The sequence below is a fragment of the Flammeovirga sp. OC4 genome, from assembly GCF_000812565.1.
GTDB lineage: Bacteria > Bacteroidota > Bacteroidia > Cytophagales > Flammeovirgaceae > Flammeovirga.
The window spans coordinates 19,023-42,741 of the sequence record NZ_JTAM01000003.1 but is presented as its reverse complement, the minus strand read 5'-3'; the positions used below and the strand labels follow the sequence as shown (position 1 = coordinate 42,741).

Here is a 23,719-nt window from a genome sequence, read left to right as displayed (position 1 = left end):
TAAAATTAAAAACAAAAAGGCTAAGATCTTTAGAATCCTAGCCTTTTGTTGAGAAGAAAAGTTTTGCTTAGTAAGCTCTAACTTCTTTTCCTTCCATATAATTTACAAAAGCTTTGTGTACCACTTTCATACCTCCTTTCGTAGGGAAGTTTCCAGTAAAGTACCAATCACCAAGGTGATTAGGACAAGCTTCGTTTAAGTTTTCAACAGATTGGTAAATCACCTCCACGTCTGCCTTAATATGATCTAACTTGATGATGTTTGCAATTTCCTCGCTGATTTCATCATCTGTAAAGTTATTATAAAGCGATTGTACATGATTTACATCAAAGTCCTCAGCACGCAAAATAGATTTTGAACGATAGTAAACTTCATCCAATATATCCTCTTTGCCTGTCTTTTTCATTAAGTTCACCATTGCTCTGAAAGCAACGAATTCCTTCATTTTAGACATATTGATACCATAACAGTCAGGGTATCTGATTTGAGGTGCAGAAGAAACAACGATGATACGTTTTGGCTCTAAACGGTCTAACATATTAATGATAGACTTTTCAAGTGTAGTACCACGGACGATTGAATCATCCAATACCACAAGCGTATCCACTTTCTTTTTGATTACCTCGTACGTTGTATCATATACGTGTGCAACCATGTCGTCTCTCATCGTATCATCAGCAATAAAAGTACGAGCTTTTACGTCTTTGATTACTAATTTTTCCTGACGAGGTCTGAAAGTCATTAATTGTTCTAGTTCTTCTCCAGAAACGCCATTTTCTACTGCTTCAAGACGTTTTTTCACTAAGTACTTGTCAATACCAGCCATCATACCCAAAAATGCAGTCTCTGCTGTATTCGGAATGTAAGAGAACACTGTATTTTCAAGATCATAGTTTAATGATTCAAGTACTTTTGGAACAAGCAACTCACCCAGTTTCTTTCTTTCGCTATAGATGGCAGGATCAGTACCTCTTGAGAAGTAGATTCTTTCAAAGCTACACGAAAGTTTTTCTTTAGGTGTTAGATATTCCACTTCCTTGAAGTTGGCGTCTTTGTCAATGATAAGAGCATTACCAGGACCAATTTCCTGAATCTTATCATATTCAGCATTGAAGGCTGTTTTGATGGCTGTTTTTTCTGAAGCAACAACGATGATTTCGTCATCTGCATAGTAATATGCTGGACGAATACCGTTCACATCTCTTGCAACAAAACCAGCACCATGTCCTGTAAGACCCATAATAGCGTAACCGCCATCGAAATCTTTACAAGAACGAGAAAGTACCTTTGAAAGGTCAAGTTCTTTTTCAATACGCTCAGAAATGGCAATATTGTCTAGACCTTGCTCTTTGTACAATTGGAATAAATCTTGGACTTCAATGTCAAGAAAATGACCAATTTTTTCCATTACAGTCACCGTATCAACATTTTCCTTAGGGTGTTGCCCTAAAGTCACCAACTTGTCGAACAATTCGTCCACATTGGTCATGTTGAAGTTTCCAGCCATAATCAGCTGTCTGCTTCTCCAGTTGTTATTACGCATGAAAGGGTGGCAATGTCCGATAGTGTTTTTACCATGAGTACCATAGCGTAGGTGCCCCATGTAAACATCGCCCATGTAAGGAATGTTTTCTCTTAAATAATCTGCATCAAGATATTTTGAAGTGTCTTTGCTTATCTTGTTCAGTTTCTTTCCTACCTTCTTAAAGATGTCATTGATAGGATCAGCTTCAATCGACCGAGCTCTGTCAATAAATGGATTACCTGGCTTCATATTGAGTTTGATACTCGCTATTCCGGCACCATCTTGACCACGGTTGCGCTGCTTTTCCATCAAAAGGTACATCTTGCTGATCGCATATGTAGGAGTGCCATATTTCTCAATGAAATAAGACAGCGGCTTCCTAAGTCGTAGCATTGCAATGCCACACTCGTGTTTTATGACTTCACTCACTGGAGTATAGAGGTTAAATTAAATCCACTGCAAAAAAAGTCTTATTTCTATCTATTACCAAATTACCATCAATAAAATATTAAGGATATGTGATATAAAGATGAAATAAGACTTTTAATTTCAATTCTTTTACAAGTGTTTGATTTATTTTAAAAGAAATCAGTTTCTACTTCTGGTCGTGCCTGTTTGAAGGCTTCCACATTTTCAGGGCTTACTTGGGAGTCTCTAAAGTACATTATTGTAAGCGGTTTTACCTTTTCCATAGGTTTTACATCATTGACTTGTGAACCCGTGATGATCAAAATACTTAATTCAGGTAATTCAACCAAAGGACTCAAATCGGTTACAGGAGTATTAGAAAATGTCAGTTCGTTTAGACCCACTGTTCTTGCCAGCACTGCAATATCATTAACTTTACTATCTGAAAAGTAAAACGTATGCAATTGTTTCATTTTCTTTAATGCATCAATATTTTCAATTTCAGAATTGCTAATATTTAAGTGCTCCAATTTTTTAAGGTTCTTGATGGGATCAAGGGTAGTTACTTTAGTTTTCTGTATCTGAAGTAACGTAAGACCTTTTATTTTTTTGATGGGTGTTAGATCCTCAACTGCTGTATAAGATAGCTTGAGCTCTTTTAAATTTTTTAATGTACTGATAAAGGTTAAATCGGTTACTCTTGTTTCGTCTAAAGATAGTGATGTTAGTTCTTTAAAAACAGATAGCGACGTCCAATCCTCAAAAGCTTTGTTCTGGAAAAGATCAAGCGTGACAAGAGGAATATTTGCTAATGGTGCTAATGTTTTGACTCTTGTTCCAGATAAGAAAATTTCGTGTATAGTGGTAGAGTGATCCAAAGGAGTGAGGTCATCGACTCTTGTATAGGCCAAGTTTAACCTTTTCAAATGATGCATTTCCATGAGTGGAGTTAAATCTTTCACTCTTGTGTAGGAAATGTCAATATCTTCAAGGAGCGTTAGCGATGCAATAGGATCTAGTTTTGTGACAATTCTTTCATCACCATAATCATCATAACCAGATGCATTAATTGCTGTCAAGTTCTGAATCCTAAGTAGTCCTTCTTTGTTCATTTCGTCTTCTTGCCACATAATCTGCGACATGAAAATCCCTTTCCAATATTTATCCAAACCATTCCACCATTCCATTGTTAACTCTTCCTGAGCAAATGATAAAGTAGAGGATGTAAAAAGTATTAGAAAAAAGAGAAGGTTCTTTTTTAAAGTCATTATTTTCATTATTGAAAAATGTTCAATTTCGTTATTCAAGGAAGCATAAAACTATTAAGCCTTCAATTTTAATACGTTCATATTGTATTCATATTGTGCTTCGCTTACAATTCTGTGGTGGTATATCTTCTTTTTTGATGAATAAGGTCACACTGATCCTCTTTCTTTCCAAAAAAAGAGTACCTATACTTCGCTATAAGATCGTACCAAAAGTTCGTAAACCAGTGAGGTAAATACTTTCCAATCTTAAATAAATACCAAGGAAAGCTTAAATGTGATGCAATAATTAATGCTGCTTCTGCTTTTTTGAAAGCACTCTCGCCATCAATCAATACAATACTGTCAGTATAGTCTTGAGGTAAGTGGTGTTTATTGAGTAATGCAATACCTTCTGGAGACTGTAATGAGGCAAAACTAAATACTTCTTTTTTATCTCTTTTGATGATGAACTGAACACTCTTGTCACATAAATTACAGATGCCGTCAAATAATACTATTTTAGGTGATTTATCCATTTATATTAATCGATAATTGTACAAGATGGGTTTCTTAATAAAACGGTTTGCAGTTGAGTTTGTTCTATACCGCACCCTTTTATGCTCAATATTTTTAAAGGAAGGTCAATTATTTCTGTAATGTCATCTACAAATGTATTATCAATGTACAGTTCTTCTAATCTTGAAGTTAACATCAATGCTTCTAATGCCATAATAGGCGTGCCTTCAGCGTGAATCTTTCTAGTCAACGGGAAATACATGATAGGGTCTATATCATCAATAGGAAGATAAGCACAATATATATTTTCTAGTGGAGAAAGTCGGTTGAAAAATGTAAAATTAGGCCAGTCTTCGATGACTATTTTCTCTCCAAACAATAATTCATAAACAGTAGATACATCTTTATGCTCTTCTAATAATGAGATAACTTTTTCAGTATCAGAATTTTCTTCATGTATTTTGATACTTAATACTATTATTTCTTTCCAAATTGATGGGATTTTTCTCCAAGTAGTAACTTTCATTTTCTTATTTTTATGAGATTATGAACAATTCTTGCATTTTTTCGCAAGGTAGAAAACATATAGTAAAAATGGGAAAAATAGTTTTTTTAGACACCGCTACGTTAGGTGATGACATGCAATCTGTATTGGATAAATTCAATACACTTGGAGAGGTGATTTTTTATGATGCAACTAAACCTGAACAAACGAAAGAAAGAATTCAAGGTGTAGATGTGATCGTAACGAACAAAGTGGTAATCAATGCTGACATGATGAAAGAAAATCCTCAGCTCAAATTGATTAGCATTACCGCTACGGGTACGAACAATGTAGATTTAGAGGCTGCAAAAGAGTTGGGTATACAAGTGAAAAATGCAGTAAATTATTCCTCAGAAAGTGTTGCTCAACAAACATTTGCGATGTTATTATCCCTTACAAACCACATACAGGAATATGATGAATTTGTTATAAGTGGGAGTTACTCTCAATCAGATTCTTTCACATGGATTGGCCAAAGTTTTCATGAGTTGAATGGTAAAACGTACGGTATTTTCGGAATGGGAAATATTGGAAGAAGAGTAGCAGAAATTGCAACAGCTTTTGGTGCCAAAGTTATTTATTATTCCACTTCAGGGGAAGTAAGAGATGAGCGTTTTGAATTAGTAAATCATGATGATTTTTATAAAAGAGCTGACGTTGTTTCAATTCATGCTCCTCTTAATGAGAAAACGACGAATGCGATCTCAACTAATGAATTAGAAATGATGAAAGAAAATGCAATTCTAATAAATGTTGGTCGAGGTGGAATTGTAGATGAAAAGGCATTGGCAGAGGCCATTGATCAAGATAAAATTGCCGGAGCAGCAGTAGATGTTTTTATCTCAGAACCTACACCATCAGATAGTCCATTGATGAATGTGAAGAAAAAAGAGAAGTTAATCCTCTCGCCTCATATCGCTTGGGCTAGTAAAGAAGCAAGAGCAAAACTTTTGAGTATTACTTTTGACAATGTAGAAGGAGTAATGTGTAAATAATGTATTTACACAACCTTCAATCGTTCATTTTTTAAACTGAAATAATTTATTCAGGCTTAAATAATGATTCCTTATCTGTTAAACCTAAATTTAAAATCGCAAACTATAAGATCGACGGTATGTTGGTCTGAAATGGTGTTAATATATTTAATGACTAATTTTTTAATTTTATGAAAAACGTATTTTTTTTAATCACCTTATTATTAGGTGTAGTGACTGCAACGTTTGCTCAAAGTGATAGAAACTACAAACCAGGTGAAGTTTACACTACAACAGGAGTAAAAAAAGGATTTTTTGATGTATCCAATAGAGTGAGAGGCAATAGCCATAGGATTTATTTCAAGAGTGACTTGTCTCAAGACAAACCTGAAAAGCTATCTTCTAATTATGTGAAGAAGATTGTAGGAGAAGATGGTCAGAAATGGAAGCAATGCAAAGTGCAACACCCTGCAGCGGTAAATAAGTTTAATGCATTGATCCCATCTTACATCACAGGTTCAGTTGAGGTTTATGAATATGGCATGAATGCAAGTACACCAATAGGGATCGGAGGTTTTTCTATCGATGGGTTTATTTCTACCAATACCTATTATATTTCAACGGGTGATACTAAAGGAGTAAAGCTTAAACGAAGCGGAGCTAAACTAAAAGCTCAAGTAGCAAAGTATTTGGCTGGAAACCCTGAAATTATTGAAAAGTTAAACAACTTAAAGGAAATTAAACTAGAGTCAGTTTTTCCTTTAATTGTAGAATATAACCAGGCAAAATCGTTGTAATTCTGTCTGATATTAAAAATTGAAGTCACCTCTATGTATCGAATTAGGTAAAAGAGGTGACTTTTTGTTTACTATCTATTGGGGTGTTTATTCTTCATGTGGGTTAGGGTAGTTTCAGAATTAGTTGTTTTATTTTGCCCTACTACTGATAATTCTCCATATTAGTAGAAGATATTTTTGTATCATATCAAACTACCATACAGTGAAAACTTATTTCCTTAACTTACTCTTACTTATATTCTCAATTACAGCTTTCTGTCAGGAAACAAATACGAGAGGTTTAGTACTTCAAGATGGAAAGAATGTACATAATTCCATAAAGGCATTAATTATTGGAGTCTCAGAATACGCCAATTATCCCAAACAATCTCAATTGAGATTTGCTGATAATGATGCATTGGCTTTTGCAGAGTTTTTAAGGCAACATACTTCCATTGAAGAAGAGAATATCCACCTCTTGACGAATGATCAAGCATTTTCTCTTAATGTTAAAAATAAGCTAAGACAGATCTTTGGAACAGCAGAAAAAGATGATTTAGTGATTATCTACTTTGCAGGACATGGAGATGTAGATAATGATGGAGAAGCTTATTTAATTACAAATGATGCTGTGGCTCCAGAGGAAGGAGGTCATGATTGGGGAATTGAAGGAGCAATAGAAATTGATAGACTTCAGAAAAAAATCAGTTCCAATACATCCAACAAGGGATTTAAAGTTTTACTGATTACAGATGCTTGTAGATCAGGACATATTACAAAAACAGATAATACGAATGCAACCATCAATGCATTAATGCAGGATTGGAATAATACTTACAAATATGTTTCATGTGGACCTAATCAACTGTCGCAGGAAGGGTCTCAGTGGGGAGGAGGTCATGGAGCATTTACCTATTATTTTTTAAGGGGTTTGATGGGAGAAGCAGATCAAAGTGGAGATAAAAAGATATTGCACGGTGAGTTAGGAGTGTATTTGAGTGGTAAAGTGAGTATGGATACTGATTTTAAGCAAATGCCTCAATATAAGGGTAACTCAGGTGATGTTTTAATGAAAGTTGATGATCAACTACTCGACCTTGTAAAACAGGATAATTACAACTTACTGTCTGGGACTGTAGCTTCAAGAGGGAATGAAAATGAGCTTGAAAGTACAGCATCTCCATTGATGAAATCCTTTTATGAAGCAATTGAGGCCGATAGAATCCTTCATCCGAAATACCTGCCTTATACAGAACAAGTAGATCTGAAATTTTTAAAGGGAGTTCAATTGGGGCAAGTTTCTCATGTTGCTGTTTCTTATGAAAAGGTGCTTGTGGTTAAAAATGGAAAAACAGTAGAGGTTTTTGATAATGATACAAAAAATAAGAGCACATTTTCAATTTCTAATTATCCTAAATTGGTAGGTTATGAAAGGGATATTTTTGTCTATTCTGATAAAAATAATTCTGTAAATTTTTATAAAGGAAAAGAAAAGGTAAAATCAGAAAAGTATCATAAATCAGATATCACATCTTTACAACTTTCTTCTAATGGAAAAGCCTTTACGGGTGATGCTAAAGGCAATATTTATTCTTTTTCTTTATCTCAAAACCCAAAAAAGGAGTTTAGAATAAAAGGAAGTGTAACAGGTATCGCACTGACAGACCCGAGTGATCGAATTGCATTGCGTAATGAGAAGGGAGAAATTTCGATTTTGAATGCTGATTTCTCATTAATTTCATCTTCAAAATTATCTCCTTCCAACAGCCAAAAGATGTTTTTTATGAATAATGGAAATCTACTTTTGGGATTAAACTATGCTACTATTCGTTCCATTCATACATCAAATGGAAAAGCGCTAAAAGATTACCGACTTCCAAATAGTGAAAAGCCAAATAAAATCACCAAACTCAATGATAATTACTTGTTGGTTCTGAGTGAAAACTCCAATTTATTTTTTATCAATGTGGTTGAAAATACAATCACGCCAGCAAGTAAACACCCAATGGGAAAGAATTTTAAATGGAGTAGTAATTCAAAAATATTAGCCTCTGTAAGTACATCATCCATTGTAAATGCAAACGTAAAAGTACCCATTCCATTTGCGAGTGAGTGGTATGATAAAATTCAAAAAGACAATTCTATAAGTAATAGAGAAAGAAACGATGCCAAGAATACTTTGGCGGTAGCTTTACAATACAAAGCGCAAAAGATCATGACTCCTTTTGTCTTGGGGAAAAGTGTCACACCTTCAGCCATTGAAATTAAAGAAGCCATCTACGAATTGAATTATGCAACCAAGCTTTATAGAGGTGATACAGAATTAGTGGAAATGGTCAATTTAAGAAGATGGTTTTTACAGGCTTATTTGATTATCGTTGAGAATAATATAAAAGACTTTCCTTTAGCTATTTCTTACTTAAAGAAAATTCTAAAAGTGACTCCTGATGCAGCCTATCCATACAACGGAATTGCTTTGATCAATCAGAAATTAATGAAGCTGGAGAAAACCAAAGAGACCGTGGCTATTGCTGAGAAAATGAAACCTACTTGGACTGAGCCCAAAAAGACAATGGTCAATACTTATCTTAAAGAAGAAAATTATAAAGAGGCACTAAATAAAAACGAAGAAATCATAAAAATCACTCCTAATGGACTAAAAGGATATTATGGGAAAGCCAATATTTTTATCAAGATGGGTTATTATCAAAAAGCTTGGGAATTGGTGAAAAAAATGGAAGAAATTGATTCCAGTGACCCAGGGGTTTGGGAAACAAAATTAGAAGTACTTTTATCTTTAGGGCAATTAAAGGATGCTCTTGCTATGGTCAATCAAAGTGCTAATTTATCAGTGATTTCTGAAAAAGGGTATCTAGTTCAATCAAAATTTTGGACAAAAATTTACGATAGACAAACACAAACTGAAGATAAGCTAAGATTGGCAGAGAAATCATTATTGGATGGAATGAATATATACCCAACGTCCCCAGTTTTAAAAGCTCAGCTTGGTAAATTATATACCGATTATGATTTTGTATTCAAAAAATCGAGTAAAGATGTCAATTCCTTCTTGGATGAAGCCTTAGTATTAGATCCATTCAATGCGACTGCTTTAAGGTATAAAGCACAGTATGCTATCCAAATTGAAAACGACGTTTCTTCTGCTAAAAGCTATACGGTAAAATACACTCAAAAAAGAGGAAGGTTCTCGGATTTAGATGTTTTCTTAGGTTATGTAGCTTATTCACAAAAAGACCTAGAGACATTAGCAAGTAGTTCAAAGGCGGCTCTATTGAAGAACCCGTACAAATTAGAAAACTACAAACTCTTGTGGAATACTTATGTGGAGCTGAATAAAGAAGAAGAGTTGAAAGAATTATACCTGATGGGTAAAGATATGTTGCCCGATACACCTTGGTTTGATTATAAATATGGATTGTATTTTACTGGTCGAAAGGATTACAGAAAGTCTGCTTCATACATTCAAACTGCATTGAGCATCGCGCCTGATTACAATTATGCTTATGTGGTGAAAAACCCAACTTTAGGTATTAAAAAGCTATACAACTATAATACTGTTAAGAAAAAAGGAGCATTTTATTTGGTGTCGAATAATACAGCACAAGGTTTGATAGACTATGCAGGACGTGCGGTGATTCCTTTGGAGTTTGTTAGTGTTGAAGTCTTGAAAGATGGATATACAATAGGTACAACCAAAGAAGGAAAAAAACAATTTACTTCACCAAGCGGACAGATATTGGGAGGGCAGAGGTATGACTTAATGGAACAGCTAGAATGTGGTCTGATCAAAGTTCAGTTGAATGGTAAAATGGGTTGTATTGATGCCAAATCAGGAAAATTAGTTGTGCCATTGAAATATGATAAAATTACAAATGGCAGATGGTCAGGCCGTTCTACAGCTTGTTGCCGATATAATGCCAATGACAGTGATAGAGCTGCAGATTTCTTTGATGAGGCAGGGAGGTGTGTTTCTTGTGATTAGTAACTTAAATACATGACTAATATCCTAAATTATAAAATAATTAAAGACTTTTCATTGAGATGGAAAGTCTTTTTTACATCAAAAAAGAACAGACTTAATAAATGGAAGGATACAATAAACTTTTATTTAATATTCGTAAAATATTGAAAACTAGCTCTTTATTGTGTTGTCTTTTAGTGGTTCATTATTTTCTAAATTATTAATACGCAAATCTTAATTTCAAACTGCTTTTTTGTTTAACTTTGCAGATCTGAATTCATGGGTGTATCCGTGGATTTACTTTATAATTTTAGTTTTTGTAATTATTAAATCATAGCTATGGAGCTAGCGTCAAAGTACAATCCTCAAAACATAGAGGACAAGTGGTACCAATTCTGGTTAGATAATAAATACTTCCATTCGGAGCCAAATCCTGAAAAGAAGCCGTTTACTGTCGTCATACCACCACCAAACGTCACTGGTGTGTTGCATATGGGCCACATGTTGAATAATACTATTCAAGATGTATTAGTAAGACGTGCTCGTATGAGAGGCTATGAAGCATGTTGGGTACCTGGTACAGACCACGCATCTATTGCAACAGAAGCTAAAGTTGTAAAGATGTTGAAAGAAGAGCATGGTATCAACAAATCTGATATCTCTCGTGACGAGTTCATGAAATATGCTTTTGAATGGAAAGAAAAATACGGTGGAATCATCCTAAACCAATTACAAAAGTTAGGTGCTTCTTGTGATTGGGATCGTACTCGCTTCACTATGGAAGACGAGCTTTCTAAAGCCGTAATCAAAGTTTTCGTTGACCTTTACAAAAAAGGATGGGTATACAGAGGTGCTCGTATGGTGAACTGGGATCCGCAAGGAAAAACAGCTTTATCAGATGAGGAAGTAATCCACAAAGAGGTAAACTCGAAGCTTTATTATGTGAAATACCCTATCGTTGGTAAAGAAGGGGAGTTTGTAACTATTGCTACAACTCGTCCTGAAACAATTCCTGCCGATGCCGGAGTTTGTGTAAACCCTAATGATGAGCGTTTCAAACATTTAATTGGTCAAAAAGTAATCATTCCTACTACAGAAAGAGAAGTTCCTGTATTTGGTGATGACTATGTAGATATTGAATTTGGTACAGGTTGTTTGAAAGTAACTCCTGCTCACGATATCAATGACTACGAGTTAGGCTTAAAGCATAACTTAGAGGTGATTGACATTATCGAAGAGGATGGTACTTTAAATGCAAAAGCAGGTGCTAAATATGACGGTAAAGATCGTTTCGTAGTTCGTAAAGAGATCGTAAAAGACCTTGAAGAACTAGGTAACTTAGTGAAGGTAGAAGAGCTTCAAAACAAAGTAGGTACTTCTGAAAGAACAGGTGCTGTAATCGAGCCTCGTATTTCTACGCAGTGGTTCGTTTCTATGAAAGAAATTGCAAAGCCTGCTTTAGAAAACGTAATGAATGACAATATTCAATTACACCCTGCGAAGTTCAAAAATACATACCGTCACTGGATGGAAAATGTGAAAGATTGGTGTATCTCTCGTCAGTTATGGTGGGGACAGCAAATTCCAGCTTTCTACCTTCCAAATGGTGAATATGTAGTAGCAGAAACTACTGAAGAAGCATTAGCTTTAGCTCAAGAAAAAGATCCTTCAATCACTTTAGAGCAATTGACGCAAGACGAAGATGTATTGGATACTTGGTTCTCTTCTTGGTTATGGCCAATCTCAGTATTTGATGGTATTACTCAACCTGAAAATGAGGAGATCAACTACTACTACCCAACAGATGATTTGGTAACTGGTCCTGATATCTTATTCTTCTGGGTAGCACGTATGATTATCGCAGGTTATGAGTGGAAAGGTGAATTACCGTTCAAGAACGTGTATTTAACAGGTCTTGTTCGTGACAACCAAGGACGTAAAATGTCGAAGTCATTAGGTAACTCTCCTGATCCATTAGACTTAATGAAGCAATACGGTGCAGATGGTGTACGTGTTGGTTTATTATTATCTGCAGCTGCAGGTAATGACTTGTTGTTTGATGAGAAATTATGTGAGCAAGGTCGTAACTTCGCCAACAAAATCTGGAACGCTTTACGTTTAGTAAAAGGTTTAGAGGTAAGCGAAGAAGCACAGCCTGAAGCTAATAAAATCGCTATCGATTGGTTTGAATCTCGTTTCAATCAAGTATTGGAAGACGTAGAAGCAAACTATGAGAAATATAGATTGTCAGATTCATTGATGTCAATTTACAAATTGGTATGGGATGATTTCTGTTCTTGGTACCTAGAGATGGTGAAGCCTGCTTACGGTTCTCCAATCGACAAGGCTACTTTAGAAGCAACAATCAACTTCTTTGAGAAAATCGTAAGATTGTTACATCCATTCATGCCATTCTTAACAGAAGAGATCTGGCATGCGATCAAAGATAGAGAAGAAGGTGATGCTTGTGTAGTGGCAGAGTACCCAACAGTACAATCTTTCGATGCAGAATTATTAGCACAAGCTTCTGATGCTTTTGAAGTAATCTCTCAAGTGAGAAATGTACGTAACCAAAAGCAAATTGGTCCTAAAGTGGCACTTCCAATGTCTGTATTGGCGAAAGATACAACGGTTTACGATCGCTTCGGTGGTATCATTACGAAGTTGGCGAATCTTGAGTCATTAACAATGGTAGATGCAGAAGTAGAAGGTGCTACTCAGTTTGTATACAAGTCAGACAAATGTTTCATTGACGTGGCTGATCAAATTGATGTAGAAGCTGAAAAAGAAAAGTTAACGAAAGAGTTAGAATACACTAAAGGATTCTTAGCGTCAGTTCAAAAGAAATTATCGAACGAGCGCTTTGTTTCTAACGCGCCTGAAGCAGTAGTTGCAACAGAGAAGAAGAAGCAAGAAGATGCAGAGAGTAAAATCAAAGCATTAGAAGAAGCTTTAGCAAAACTCTAAGAAGATAATGCTTATATTAGAAGGCAATCGTACATGTGCGGTTGCCTTTTTTTGAATAGAAAAGATTACAATGTTTCAAGTGTTAAGCGTTAGCGTCACTTGGAACTAAATATTGGCGAAGTCTCCTGACTTCGAAACACATTTACATTCAGATCAGGAGACTTTGCTTAAATATTATCACAAGTGATGCCTTTCGGCTTAACACTTGCGATATTGAAAGTGTCAGTTTAAAGTGGATTAATTAATCATGAAAAAATATTTACTCTTATCACTAATCGTGGTAATGTTTGGTTGTCAACCTAAGTACACCTCCACCACTTCAGGTGATAAGAATTCAGAACTAGATGTACGCAATTTAGAGTATACCTACCTTTCTACTAAAGGGAAATTAATCTTCAATAGTAAAGGAAAGGAAACCAAATTGGCTGTTGATACTCGTATTGAAAAAGACAAACAGATGTGGATGTCAATGCGAGTGGCAAAGATCGAAGGATTAAGAGTCTTAGCAACAAAAGATAGTGTATTTGCTCTACTGAAAATGGAAAAAGAAGCGTATGCACTGAGCTATGATGATGTAGAATTGTTGTTGGGAACTCGTATTGATTACGATTTATTGCAGTCCATTTTTACAGGTGATTTACCTTCAACTTTCGAGGAATCAAGAGTGAAAATGGAAGAAGAAGACTTTCTTTTAACGAAAAAGGATAAAGGTTTAGAATCAATTGCGTCAGTCAATAGAACCTCTCAAAAATTAGAGAAAATAGCAGTGCTGTTGAAAAAGGAAAAGAAAGTGGCGACAATTGATTACGATACTTTTAAACCTGTTGTCAACGGAGCTGATCAAGCTGCACCTTTTCATTCTTTAGTAAAAGTGGGAGTAGGAAATCAAGATAAGGTAATGCCGGAAACCACTGTTGAATTGAATTTCTCTAAAATAGAAGTGGAAGCTGAGGCTCAGAAGATGCCTTTTAAAATTCCTTCTAAGTATAAATTGAGAGGGAAAGAGGCTTTTAAGACAAAGCAATAATCTATACTAGTGCAAGTGTTCAGCGGAGCGCCACTTGTGCTCATTATTTCTATGAGTCTGAAGATTTATAGAAATACCTAGCAGATCTAAAAGTCTACAGACTTTTTTCATATATAAGTCCAAGTCACGCTTTCAGCTTAAGACTTGAACCAGTTTATAGGTTAATAAAAAAAACTCATACTTTTCAATGCGAAAGTATGAGTTTTTTATTTCAGTATTATCAGAGTTGAAATTAAAACTTCTGCTCTGGAATACCTTCAGTTAAATATTTATACATTAAAGAAGCCGCCTTTTTAGAAGTTCCCTCCGTTTTGATCATTTCTTTCATTTCTTTATAATCTTGAATGATTTTTTCTCTTTTCTCATTCAAAGTATAACCCAATTCTTTCTCAAGGTTTTCAGTAGTAAATTCACCTTGAATCAGTTCTTTCACTACTTCCTTGTCAGCAATTAAATTTACCAAAGAAATAAAACGAACTTTAATCAATGCCTTTACAATATTGTAAGTTACTGTACTCGTTCTATAGCAAACTACTTGAGGGACCTCAAATAAAGCCGTTTCTAGCGTAGCTGTACCAGATGTTACAACTGCTGATGTTGCATGAGTAAGTAGGTCATAAGTTTGGTTAAAGATCAATTTAACACCCAATTTCTTCGCTTCGTCATAAAGTTCAGAAGGAAGGTGTTCTACTCCTGCAACTACAAACTGGAATTTATTACTGTCATATTTGGGGATGATCGTCAACATAGTATCCATAATAGAACTCACTTCCTGATGTCTACTACCTGGAAGCACTGCAATAATCTTCTTATTTGGATCCAACTGATTATCTTCAAGGAAAGTAGAGGAAGGGGTGAATTGACTAATGGCATCAAATAGAGGGTTTCCTACATAATCCACATCGTAATCATACTTCTTGTAGAAGGCCTTTTCGAAATGCATGATGACAAACATTCGATCCACTACATTTCTAATTCTTTTCGCTCTGCTTTGATTCCATGCCCAAACTTTAGGAGAAATATAATAGAAGACTTTTGTACCTCTAGGCTTAACGTATTTTGCAATTTTCAAATTAAAACCAGAGAAGTCGACTAAGATTACAACATCAGGCTTCCAGCATAATATATCCTTCTTACAATAATTCATAAATCTCCTGATGGTCATCAAATTCTTGGCAACCTCTAAAAATCCCATAAATGAGATTTCAGAATAATGATGAATTAGTTCACCTCCAACTTTTTGCATCTCTTCACCACCCCAAAAACGGAATTCAGCTTCCGGATCATTTTGAAGTATCTCTTTCATTAAGTTAGACGCGTGTAAATCTCCTGATTTCTCTCCTGCAATCAAATAATATTTCATCGGTAAGTGGTATGGTGAAAAAATGTTTATTTAAACAAAAATAAAAAAAGGATGCTTATTTAAAGCATCCTTTCAAAAATATCATTGTAGCAATCGGCATTATCCGCCATAATACTGAACAAAGTTCTTTCTTGTTTCATGCAATTCAATGCAATGAAGCTCAGCATTAGGAGCGAAATCTTTGACTTTAGGAGCTAAGATCTTCCAAAATTCCATTGCTAAAGTCTCGCAGCTTGTCATTTTATCTTTCAAGAAGTCTACATCCATATTCAAGTTTTTGTGATCTACTTTATCGATGATTTCTTCTTTCATGATTTTACCTAAATCCTTCATATTCATTACATATCCTGTATCTGGATCAGGCTCACCTTTTACGGTAACAAGCATCTCGAAGTTGTGACCGTGCCAATTTTCGTTTGCACAAGGCCCAAAAAACGCCTCATTTTGTTCTTTTGTCCACTTGGGATTGTACAACTTGTGAGCTGCATTAAAGAACTCTCTTCTATTGATGTAAATCATAATGTTTCAATTTGAAGTGCAAAAATAACAACTTCATGTTTACACACCACTTTTTACTTCAAAATAATTCTTTATTAAGTGCTACTATAATGGTAATTGTGGAGCTGAAATTTTTTGTTTAACTAATTTTGAATGAAATGATGGGTTGAATATGTAATAATCGAATGGTGTGAAATTAAAAGTATGACCAAATTTTACTTATTACAGATAACCCAAAACTTTTAAATTTTTGGTTTATTCTATTTGAGAAGTTGAAACTTGGAATAAAGTTTTCAGCATATCTACAGTTGCATTTAATGCTGTTTCTCTAACTTCTTTCAGATGATCAATATCACTTGGTGTATGTCTAGTATTAATAGAATCTTTGTTTAAGAGTAAAAAGTCAATATCTTTTTTTGCAAGAGAAAATTCTTTCTTATGGTCTATGATTGTGATTCTGTAGATGTCTTTTTCACCATACCCTCCTTTTCTTGAGGAAGAATAATAGGCGTGTCTTCCATTGGCTCTCATCATAAAATAGACATCGTCATGCGGAGAGTTAATTGGAGCTCCCAAATTGACAGGTGTACTCCAGTTTCCTTGAAAGTCTTTCGTAGATTTAAAAACATCATATCCCCCCATGGAATCATGTCCTCTGGAACTAAAATACAACGTATTTCCATCTCTCGATAAAGCCACACCTTCTTCGTCATATTCTGTATTAATCACATGTCCTAGCGTTTTGCCTCTTTTCCATCTTCCATCTTGCCCTTTTACAGACATGAAAATATCTAAACCACCCATTGAGAGGTCTTCGTTACTACTGACATAGTAGAGTGTATCCATACTATAATTTAAACAGGCCGAAGTTTCTACATAGACGCTGTTGATCGTATTGGGGAGTTTTTTTGGTTTTGACCAAGAAGTATCTTCTTTATAAGAAATCCATAGGTGGCCTTCTCTGTAGAGAATCATTTCACTTCCATCCATTGAAATAGAAACTGTAGCAGTATGTCCATCGTCATTTAATGGATGTCCTGAAGGGTAGGGCGTCGTCCAATTTTTGAAATCCTTTCTTTGGCTAAAATAGATGCTTTCATACAGGTGTGTTCTTATATCAGGATTGTCGGACCTGAATTCATGTCTTCTACTTGTAAAATAAAGGTCCCTTTCTGCTGCGTCAATGAGTGGGCAAAAATCTGAATATTTAGAGTTTACTTGTGGACCTAAATTCCTTACAATTATATTTTTTTGTGGATTAGCATAAGCTTTTTTTCCATAAATGACCTCTTCAATTCTTTTATTGACTTTACGCATTTCGCTATTTTTCATATTTAGCTTTGCCTTCTTATAGTAGGTTAAAGCTTTATCCCATTGCCCATCATAATGGTAGGCTTGTCCTAAATTATAATATAATTCAGGATCTTTTAGCCCATGATTAAGTGCTAAGGCTTTTAAAAAGTAGGGTATGGCAAGCGATTTTTCTTCAGTGACAGATGCTAAATAACATTGTCCAATCTTTAAGTTGAGTTCAGCGTCGTTGACCAAATAATCATATCCACCAAAGTAGTATTTGAACGCTTCGTCAGGTTGTTTTAGTTCAAAGAAAAGACTGTCTCCTAATTCTATAAGCCTTTTCACAAAGGTCATATCATTGTCATTAAGAGAGACTAAATTTTCAGTGTAGGTTACGCTATCATTAGTTACTTCTTGAGACCAGGTAAAGTTTACTAGAAATAAAAAATAGATGAATAAAAAAAAATGCTTCATTGTCTAGTTTTTTAATGGCATGCAGATTGGGTGTATTGAATCCCAATCAAATTGCCGAGTTCCGCAGCTTTTTGCCAATCAGAGCAAGCTCCGCTGTCATCATGCATATATTCCTTGATATCGCCTCTTGTAATATAGGCTTGCGAATAAAAAGGGAAGTTATCGATAAGGTCGTTAATATCGTCAAGGCTTTCTTCATAATTTCCAAGGATGCATCTTGCTAATGCTCTATTATTTAGTGCTTCTTTGGCTGTATCTTTACTATGTAATATTGCATCTGAAAAGTCGCTTTCAGCTTGGCTGTAATCTTCAAAATGCATATAAATCAAACCTCTGTTATTGTATGCATCTACATAGGTACTGTCATACTGAATTGCTCTAGTGAAATCATCAAAAGCTAATGAATATTGCTTCTGGTTTTCATAAATAATACCTCTATGATTATACGAGATGGATAATTGAGGATTAAGTATTAATGATTTAGTAAAGCAGTCTTTTGCTTTGTCAAGCATTTCGTTCTTATAATACAACGCTCCCAAATCATGCCATGTAATTGGATTGTCAGGGTTGATTCTGGTGATGTTATCTAATAGCGATATAGCTTCTTCATTAGCTCCTAAAAAATAATAGGATTGGGCCTTTTTCCAGAGTGCGTCTATATGATGAGGTTGAATAAAAATTACGCTATCAAAATCGGAAATAGCATTTAGAAAGTCATTTTCCATGTAGTAGGATAGCCCTCTAAGGTAATAAATTTCTATACGATTTTTGGATCTGTAATCTCTTAAAGCAAGAGTCAAGTCTGTTTGAGCACCTTTAAAAGCACCCATCTCAATTTTTATCTTACCCCTTAAAAATAAGGCATTAGAATTCAGTGGATCTTTCTGTAAGGTATTATTGACCTCAAAAAGAGATTTACATTTGTTACTGTTGGAATTATTATCCTGAGAGATTTCAATTTTAGGTGCGTCAAATTCTTGAGCTATGCAGTTTGTTATACTCAGTCCAATATGTAGTACAGTAAATTTGATAGTAATTAGTATAAGTAAGTAAGTAGATTTCATCAGTAATAAAAAAAATGCAGTAATAACATCACTAATGCAATTTTACTAAATAAACACAAGATTTACCAAATTTTAATAATTAATGTGACTGAATATTAACGATTTAGTAGTATTTGTCGCTTTTTGGAGTATTTACTGTACGCTTAATAGAATGCCCAAAATTTACTTTTAAACTGAAAATATGAGAATATAGAGAGGCTGTTGAGATGTCTCCAATATTCGTGAGAGCATAGTCAACAGTAAATCCTTTGAAGGCTAAACCTGCTCCAAAACTAGGGAGGTACTCTAGTGTTTCGGAGCCATCAAATTCCTTGATATACTGAAATTGGGATATTCCGCCTCGAAGAAAAATCATTTTTTGATAATGAAGCTCAAGTCCTGCATGCGGGTCTACACTCATTAATTCACTTCTAATAACAGTATTTCTTTGTCCATCAAAAGTAAGATCAGTACCTATGGAAACAAGTAACCCCATTAGTTCTTCAGCATCTTCCAATTGACTTCGTTTCCACAAAGGGAAGTGTTTTGCTAATCCTATAATTAATCGTGGAGTAGCAGCTTCAATTGAATTGTCAGGAATCGTATTTCCAGTTGAAGCAAATACATCATAATAAGTGGCAGGGTTATAAGTCCAGATATTATAGGTACCCGTAATATCTTTAGCAGTAACTCCGATTTTCCAATTATCTTTTGCCCATTGAAACCCAAAGTCTAAACCGAAGCCCCATGCATTAGCAAATTGTCCAGCATTTCTATAAATGATTTTGGCATTTGCTCCAAATTGGATATTAGGTAGTTGAGGGAATTTTCTAGCATAAGAAAATAAGAAAGCATAATCAGAAGCCGAAAAACTTTGAACATTATCCCAATTAAGTGTTCCGTCTTGATCAAATAAATAGCGGGTGTCGGGTATGTCATCAACGCCAAAACGAATGGCAGAAATACCTAAGGCTGATCGGTCGTCAATTTTTGTGGCAAATCCTACAAAATCATAGTTGGCAATTCCAGCAAAATACTGAGCATGCATTAACGAGACTGTATATTTGTCTTCAATATTCAATAATCCAGCAGGGTTCCAATACCCTGATGTTGCATCATCGACCAATTCAGTTTGGGAATTTCCCATAGCTAAGGCCTTTGCACCAACGCCAATGGCTAGATATTCATTGACATATTTTGGAGTCTCTACTTGAGCAAATAGATCAGTAATACAGCAAGTGAATAGGAGGATTGAACCTAGTAGGTATTTAAGAATTTGAACCAATTGAATAGATAAAGTTTTAATAAAATTGAGAAATTAATATTTGCTTGAAGGTCTTGGTAGAGTGATCAGATGACACCAACTCAATTGTTGAACCTATCTTATTGCTAATATTGATTTTGTAGTATAATTACTCACTTAAGTCCTTAAACTTATTTAACAATATCAAATATAACGCCTATCGGGTTTTTTTATAAAAAAAACAGAAGTAATTTAGTATAAAATAAAGATTAAGAGAAATTGAAGAGGTTAATATTAATGCGTCATGGAAAGTCAAGTTGGAAAAATCCAATCATTTCTGATTTTGACCGTCCTTTAAACAGCAGAGGGAAGAATGATATTGTAAAAATCTCAGAGATTTTATTCGAAAAGTCGATAAAACCAGAGCTTATAATTAGTTCTCCTGCTAAAAGAACGAAAGTGACAGCTGAAAAAGTTGCTGAAACACTGAGTAAGAAGTTGCATTTTGAGAAAGATTTTTATGAAGCATTTTATGATGAGATTCTAGAAATTATCAATGACTTTGATGATCATATTCAGGATATTATGTTGGTCATTCACAATCCGGCTATTACAGATTTGAGAAATCATTTTTTACCCGATGATTATCTCGAAAATATTCCAACATCTGGTGTAGTTGCTATTGAGTTTGAGAATGCTAACTCTTGGAAAAACCTAGGTAAAGGTAAAGAGTTGTTTTACGAATACCCTAAAAAGAATATTGAAGAAAATTAATTTTTTTGATACACATCGATTGTATATTTTTTATAGTACAATAAATATTATTAATATAATAAATGTAAGAAGTAAAGTAAACACCTGCTTTTGTCACCTTTTTTTTAGGTTCACTCAACTACATTGCGATAAATATTAACCATAATTATTTATCGAATTAGTTTATGACATCATTTAGAGCTTTTGTATCAGAAAAAGTTGCTGAAAAAGAATTTTCAACTTCCATTCAAACCAAACAAATAGGTGACCTTCCTGAAGGTGAAGTATTAGTAAAAGTTGCTTATTCGTCTCTGAATTATAAAGATGCACTTTCAGCATTAGGTAAGCCAGGTGTAACAAAAAATTATCCTCATACTCCAGGAATCGACGCTTCAGGAACTGTAGTATCTAGTAAATCTTCTGATTTTAAAGAAGGAGATGAAGTAATCGTAACAAGTTATGATTTAGGGATGAATACTTGGGGAGGTTTTTCTGAGTACATTCAAGTTCCAGCATCATGGGTTATTCCAATGCCAAAAGGGTTAGATGCTAAGTCAAGTATGATGATGGGTACAGCGGGCCTTACAGCTGCAATGTCTGTTTATAAACTAATTGACAAAGTAGCTCCAAATGATGGTAACGTACTTGTCACTGGTGCGACTGGCGGAGTAGGTAGTATTGCTGTTAGTATCTTAAATAAGTTAGGATATTCTGTTGTTACCGTTACTGGTAAAGCTGATAAAGTAGACTACTTAAAAGGTATTGGTGCTACTGAAGTCATGTCTAGAGAGTCATTTTTAGAAGGCAGTGAAAGACCATTATTAAAGCCACAATTTGCAGGGGTTATTGATACAGTAGGTGGAAACTTTCTTGCAACAGCCATCAAAGCCACAAACCCACTAGGAGTTGTGACTTGTTGTGGAAACGCAGCGTCATTTGATTTACCATTAAATGTATTTCCATTTATTTTAAGAGGGGTAAGCCTTATTGGTATTGATTCTCAAAATTTCCCAAGAGAGGAGAGAATTGTAGTCTGGGAGAATATTGGAAAGGATTGGTTGCCAAATAATTTAGAAGAAATCTCTGAAGAAGTTACTCTAGAAGGTCTTGATGATAAAATTAATGCAATTTTTAAAGGTCAGGTGAGCGGTAGAGTACTGGTGAAATTATAAATACAAAGGTCGTCTTTAATTAACTAAAGACGACCTTTTTTTAATATACTCTTTCGAAAAGAATTTCTTTAACCTTTGCTAATTCTTCTTTCTCCAATTTTTTAGGGTACGACATTATATTTAATTCAACATCTTCTTTGATTTCTTCGTTGTATTGTGGTTGAATAAAAGAACCTTTGTTATAGAAGAAACCATTTCTCTTGTAAAAGTTGACCCTTCTTATCTGCATGTTAGTAACAGGGTGTTCAACTTCCAGTATAATTCTCCTTTTCCCAAATATATTTTTAAAGTGCTCCAAAAATTTACTTCCAGCACCAGAACCCCTCGTTGAAGACTTCATTGCTAGGTATTCTATATAAATGAATTCATCAAAAAACCAGAAACCTACCAATCCGCAGTTATTTCCTTTGAATTGTATACCATTGAAGAAGTAATTCTTCAGTTCCATTGTATCAATAAGGTCTTTTCTAGAACGTCTTTCAGCAGGAGAAAAAGCTTCTAAATATATTTCCCACAAAGTACCAAAGATTTGGCTGCCATCTATTAATTTTACCATACTGAAAATATTTTTTTAATTATAAAAACGTAAGAAAAACAGCTGAGGTTAGTGGACTGACAGCAGATAGTTCCTAACTATTGTGAATTAATTTAACTCATGAAAAAACAAAGACATAATTATTTAATTGAGGTACAGTATATAGGATATAGGTTTCACGGTTGGATGGTACAACCTGGTTTGAAAACAGTTCAGGGAATGATCAACAAGACGATCAACTTTGTTCTGGGAGGTGAAGTGAAATTTAAAACGTTAGGAACTTCACGAACTGATACTTACGTGTCTGCTAATCACTCAGCCTTTGAATTGTTTGTGTGGGAGGAGTTAAACGAAGAGGAATTTTTCGAGTTGTTTAATAAAAACTTACCCAATGATATTAGAGCTTTGTCGATTCAAAAAGTAGGGGATGAGTTCAATATTATTCAAAGCTCAAAAAGGAAAGAGTATCAATACCTATTCTCTTTTGGGGCTAAAAACCATCCTTTCAGTGCACCCTTTATGACAAATATAACACATGATTTGGATTTAGAATTGATGAAAGAAGGGGCAAAACTTTATGAGGGTGAACATTATTTTGGTCGTTTTTGTAAACAACCTAAGGAAGGTGTCTCTTTAGTGAGAACGATTGACTATTGTGAGATTAGAGAAAACGATGAAATGTCGGCCTCTTTTTTTCCTGAGAAAAGTTATATTTTTCATGTTCACGGCAAAGGATTTATGAGGAATCAAGTACGTTTAATGATGGGTACTCTTTTTATGTTAGGTAAAGGAGAGTTGACTTTGGAAGATATTAAAAAAGCATTACAAAATAGTGATGATAAAACACATTTGGGATATGTAGCACCTGCATCCGGTTTAAATCTTAATGCAATTAGCTATGAAGATGAATTAAAATAAAAAAAGTCAACGGCATAACCATTGACTTTTTAATTCCTTTAATAACCCAAAAACTATTTCTTATTGCTGTTTTATAATATAAATATAGCAAGTTTTTTTATAATTATCCAAAGTAAAATTACATTTTTCTTTCATAAGAATATTTTTATGTTGTGTTATGAGAGGGGTAAATTAAATTTTGGAACTTTTTAGAAAGTTGTAAATCATTAAATACAATTGTTAATAATTATGTTATAGTTACTTATTATTCCTTTTTATTTTGTAAATATTAATTGTAATGGAATTATATTTTATTTCAATTTTTAATTAAAAATCGACTTTTTATAAATTATTTTTTTGATCAGACATTACTATTACAAGTGAAAGACAGGGCGAATACCCAATCTTAGATGAATTCAATATGATTATCATGGAGTTTGTTTTTGATGTTAGTTGATTTTTTCTTAATAAACTCACTA

Annotated in this window: 18 protein-coding genes; 8 read left to right on the top strand and 10 right to left on the bottom strand. The window is 34.3% G+C overall.

The features are described 5' to 3' along the window. Nucleotides 1–67: 67 nt before the first annotated feature. The 4 genes from PL77_RS03225 to PL77_RS03210 all read right to left on the bottom strand — a co-directional run bounded on the left by PL77_RS03225 (nucleotide 68) and on the right by PL77_RS03210 (nucleotide 4,222). Entirely contained in the window at nucleotides 68–1,954 is a 1,887-nt protein-coding gene (locus PL77_RS03225) for an amidophosphoribosyltransferase (protein WP_044201730.1), read from the bottom strand. 149 nt (nucleotides 1,955–2,103) lie between these two features. Then, nucleotides 2,104–3,201 carry a leucine-rich repeat domain-containing protein gene (locus PL77_RS03220; RefSeq protein WP_044201728.1) on the bottom strand — a complete coding sequence of 366 codons (1,098 nt, stop codon included), beginning with the start codon at nucleotides 3,199–3,201 and terminating at the stop codon, nucleotides 2,104–2,106. 104 nt (nucleotides 3,202–3,305) lie between these two features. Beyond that, entirely contained in the window at nucleotides 3,306–3,716 is a 411-nt protein-coding gene (locus tag PL77_RS03215) for a thiol-disulfide oxidoreductase DCC family protein (protein ID WP_044201726.1), read from the bottom strand. 5 nt (nucleotides 3,717–3,721) lie between these two features. Continuing rightward, on the bottom strand, nucleotides 3,722–4,222 hold the full coding sequence (locus PL77_RS03210; RefSeq protein ID WP_044201724.1) for a hypothetical protein: 501 nt from the start codon (nucleotides 4,220–4,222) through the stop codon (nucleotides 3,722–3,724). Nucleotides 4,223–4,290: 68 nt separating this feature from the next. Here PL77_RS03210 and PL77_RS03205 point away from each other — a divergent pair, with 68 nt between their 5' ends. The 5 genes from PL77_RS03205 (at nucleotide 4,291) to PL77_RS03185 (ending at nucleotide 13,966) form a co-directional block, all read left to right on the top strand. Further along, entirely contained in the window at nucleotides 4,291–5,235 is a 945-nt protein-coding gene (locus PL77_RS03205; RefSeq protein WP_044201722.1) for a D-2-hydroxyacid dehydrogenase, read from the top strand. Between the two features lie 170 nt (nucleotides 5,236–5,405). Then, nucleotides 5,406–6,011, top strand: a complete 606-nt coding sequence (locus PL77_RS03200) for a hypothetical protein (protein WP_044201719.1) — start codon at nucleotides 5,406–5,408, stop codon at nucleotides 6,009–6,011. A 202-nt stretch (nucleotides 6,012–6,213) separates the two neighbouring features. Further along, nucleotides 6,214–9,993, top strand: coding sequence for a caspase family protein (locus tag PL77_RS03195; protein WP_044201716.1), 3,780 nt, complete (start codon nucleotides 6,214–6,216; stop codon nucleotides 9,991–9,993). A gap of 318 nt (nucleotides 9,994–10,311) precedes the next feature. Next, entirely contained in the window at nucleotides 10,312–12,939 is a 2,628-nt protein-coding gene (locus tag PL77_RS03190) for a valine--tRNA ligase (protein ID WP_044201713.1), read from the top strand. Between the two features lie 247 nt (nucleotides 12,940–13,186). Next, nucleotides 13,187–13,966: a DUF4292 domain-containing protein gene (locus PL77_RS03185; protein ID WP_082026379.1), complete on the top strand. Its 780-nt coding sequence runs from the start codon at nucleotides 13,187–13,189 to the stop codon at nucleotides 13,964–13,966. A gap of 232 nt (nucleotides 13,967–14,198) precedes the next feature. On the opposite strand, the gene lpxB is transcribed toward PL77_RS03185, so the two are convergent. The 5 genes from lpxB to PL77_RS03160 all read right to left on the bottom strand — a co-directional run bounded on the left by lpxB (nucleotide 14,199) and on the right by PL77_RS03160 (nucleotide 19,925). Continuing rightward, entirely contained in the window at nucleotides 14,199–15,329 is a 1,131-nt protein-coding gene (gene lpxB / locus PL77_RS03180) for a lipid-A-disaccharide synthase (RefSeq protein WP_044201707.1), read from the bottom strand. Between the two features lie 99 nt (nucleotides 15,330–15,428). Further along, nucleotides 15,429–15,848: a 6-carboxytetrahydropterin synthase gene (locus tag PL77_RS03175; protein ID WP_044201704.1), complete on the bottom strand. Its 420-nt coding sequence runs from the start codon at nucleotides 15,846–15,848 to the stop codon at nucleotides 15,429–15,431. A 234-nt stretch (nucleotides 15,849–16,082) separates the two neighbouring features. Continuing rightward, complete coding sequence (locus PL77_RS03170) at nucleotides 16,083–17,597, bottom strand: tetratricopeptide repeat protein (protein WP_044201701.1); 1,515 nt, start codon at nucleotides 17,595–17,597, stop codon at nucleotides 16,083–16,085. 11 nt (nucleotides 17,598–17,608) lie between these two features. After that, on the bottom strand, nucleotides 17,609–18,661 hold the full coding sequence (locus PL77_RS03165; protein WP_044201698.1) for a tetratricopeptide repeat protein: 1,053 nt from the start codon (nucleotides 18,659–18,661) through the stop codon (nucleotides 17,609–17,611). A gap of 103 nt (nucleotides 18,662–18,764) precedes the next feature. Continuing rightward, a complete protein-coding gene (locus PL77_RS03160; RefSeq protein WP_371199137.1) occupies nucleotides 18,765–19,925 on the bottom strand; it encodes a PorV/PorQ family protein in 1,161 nt (386 codons plus the stop codon). A gap of 237 nt (nucleotides 19,926–20,162) precedes the next feature. Between PL77_RS03160 and PL77_RS03155 the strand changes: the two genes are divergently transcribed. Together PL77_RS03155 and PL77_RS03150 are read left to right on the top strand one after the other, a co-directional pair. Continuing rightward, nucleotides 20,163–20,657 (top strand): histidine phosphatase family protein, encoded by a 495-nt coding sequence (locus PL77_RS03155; RefSeq protein ID WP_044201695.1) that lies wholly within the window; start codon nucleotides 20,163–20,165, stop codon nucleotides 20,655–20,657. 164 nt (nucleotides 20,658–20,821) lie between these two features. Then, nucleotides 20,822–21,808 (top strand): YhdH/YhfP family quinone oxidoreductase, encoded by a 987-nt coding sequence (locus PL77_RS03150; RefSeq protein ID WP_044201692.1) that lies wholly within the window; start codon nucleotides 20,822–20,824, stop codon nucleotides 21,806–21,808. Between the two features lie 40 nt (nucleotides 21,809–21,848). Here the strand turns inward: PL77_RS03150 and PL77_RS03145 are convergent, their stop codons facing one another. After that, nucleotides 21,849–22,364, bottom strand: a complete 516-nt coding sequence (locus PL77_RS03145; RefSeq protein ID WP_044201689.1) for a GNAT family N-acetyltransferase — start codon at nucleotides 22,362–22,364, stop codon at nucleotides 21,849–21,851. A gap of 99 nt (nucleotides 22,365–22,463) precedes the next feature. Between PL77_RS03145 and PL77_RS03140 the strand changes: the two genes are divergently transcribed. Continuing rightward, the gene (locus PL77_RS03140; protein WP_044201686.1) at nucleotides 22,464–23,261 is read left to right on the top strand and encodes a tRNA pseudouridine(38-40) synthase TruA; all 798 of its coding nucleotides are present in this window, start codon (nucleotides 22,464–22,466) and stop codon (nucleotides 23,259–23,261) included. Nucleotides 23,262–23,719: the final 458 nt, after the last annotated feature.

What these genes read in the sequence shown, in the direction of transcription:
- PL77_RS03220 (WP_044201728.1), bottom strand. Translation starts at nt 3,201, where the DNA reads ATGACTTTAAAAAAGAACCTTCTCTTTTTTCTAATACTTTTTACATCC.
- PL77_RS03215 (WP_044201726.1), bottom strand. Translation starts at nt 3,716, where the DNA reads ATGGATAAATCACCTAAAATAGTATTATTTGACGGCATCTGTAATTTA.
- PL77_RS03210 (WP_044201724.1), bottom strand. Translation starts at nt 4,222, where the DNA reads ATGAAAGTTACTACTTGGAGAAAAATCCCATCAATTTGGAAAGAAATA.
- PL77_RS03205 (WP_044201722.1), top strand. Translation starts at nt 4,291, where the DNA reads ATGGGAAAAATAGTTTTTTTAGACACCGCTACGTTAGGTGATGACATG.
- PL77_RS03200 (WP_044201719.1), top strand. Translation starts at nt 5,406, where the DNA reads ATGAAAAACGTATTTTTTTTAATCACCTTATTATTAGGTGTAGTGACT.
- PL77_RS03190 (WP_044201713.1), top strand. Translation starts at nt 10,312, where the DNA reads ATGGAGCTAGCGTCAAAGTACAATCCTCAAAACATAGAGGACAAGTGG.
- PL77_RS03185 (WP_082026379.1), top strand. Translation starts at nt 13,187, where the DNA reads ATGAAAAAATATTTACTCTTATCACTAATCGTGGTAATGTTTGGTTGT.
- lpxB (WP_044201707.1), bottom strand. Translation starts at nt 15,329, where the DNA reads ATGAAATATTATTTGATTGCAGGAGAGAAATCAGGAGATTTACACGCG.
- PL77_RS03175 (WP_044201704.1), bottom strand. Translation starts at nt 15,848, where the DNA reads ATGATTTACATCAATAGAAGAGAGTTCTTTAATGCAGCTCACAAGTTG.
- PL77_RS03170 (WP_044201701.1), bottom strand. Translation starts at nt 17,597, where the DNA reads ATGAAGCATTTTTTTTTATTCATCTATTTTTTATTTCTAGTAAACTTT.
- PL77_RS03165 (WP_044201698.1), bottom strand. Translation starts at nt 18,661, where the DNA reads ATGAAATCTACTTACTTACTTATACTAATTACTATCAAATTTACTGTA.
- PL77_RS03150 (WP_044201692.1), top strand. Translation starts at nt 20,822, where the DNA reads ATGACATCATTTAGAGCTTTTGTATCAGAAAAAGTTGCTGAAAAAGAA.
- PL77_RS03145 (WP_044201689.1), bottom strand. Translation starts at nt 22,364, where the DNA reads ATGGTAAAATTAATAGATGGCAGCCAAATCTTTGGTACTTTGTGGGAA.
- PL77_RS03140 (WP_044201686.1), top strand. Translation starts at nt 22,464, where the DNA reads ATGAAAAAACAAAGACATAATTATTTAATTGAGGTACAGTATATAGGA.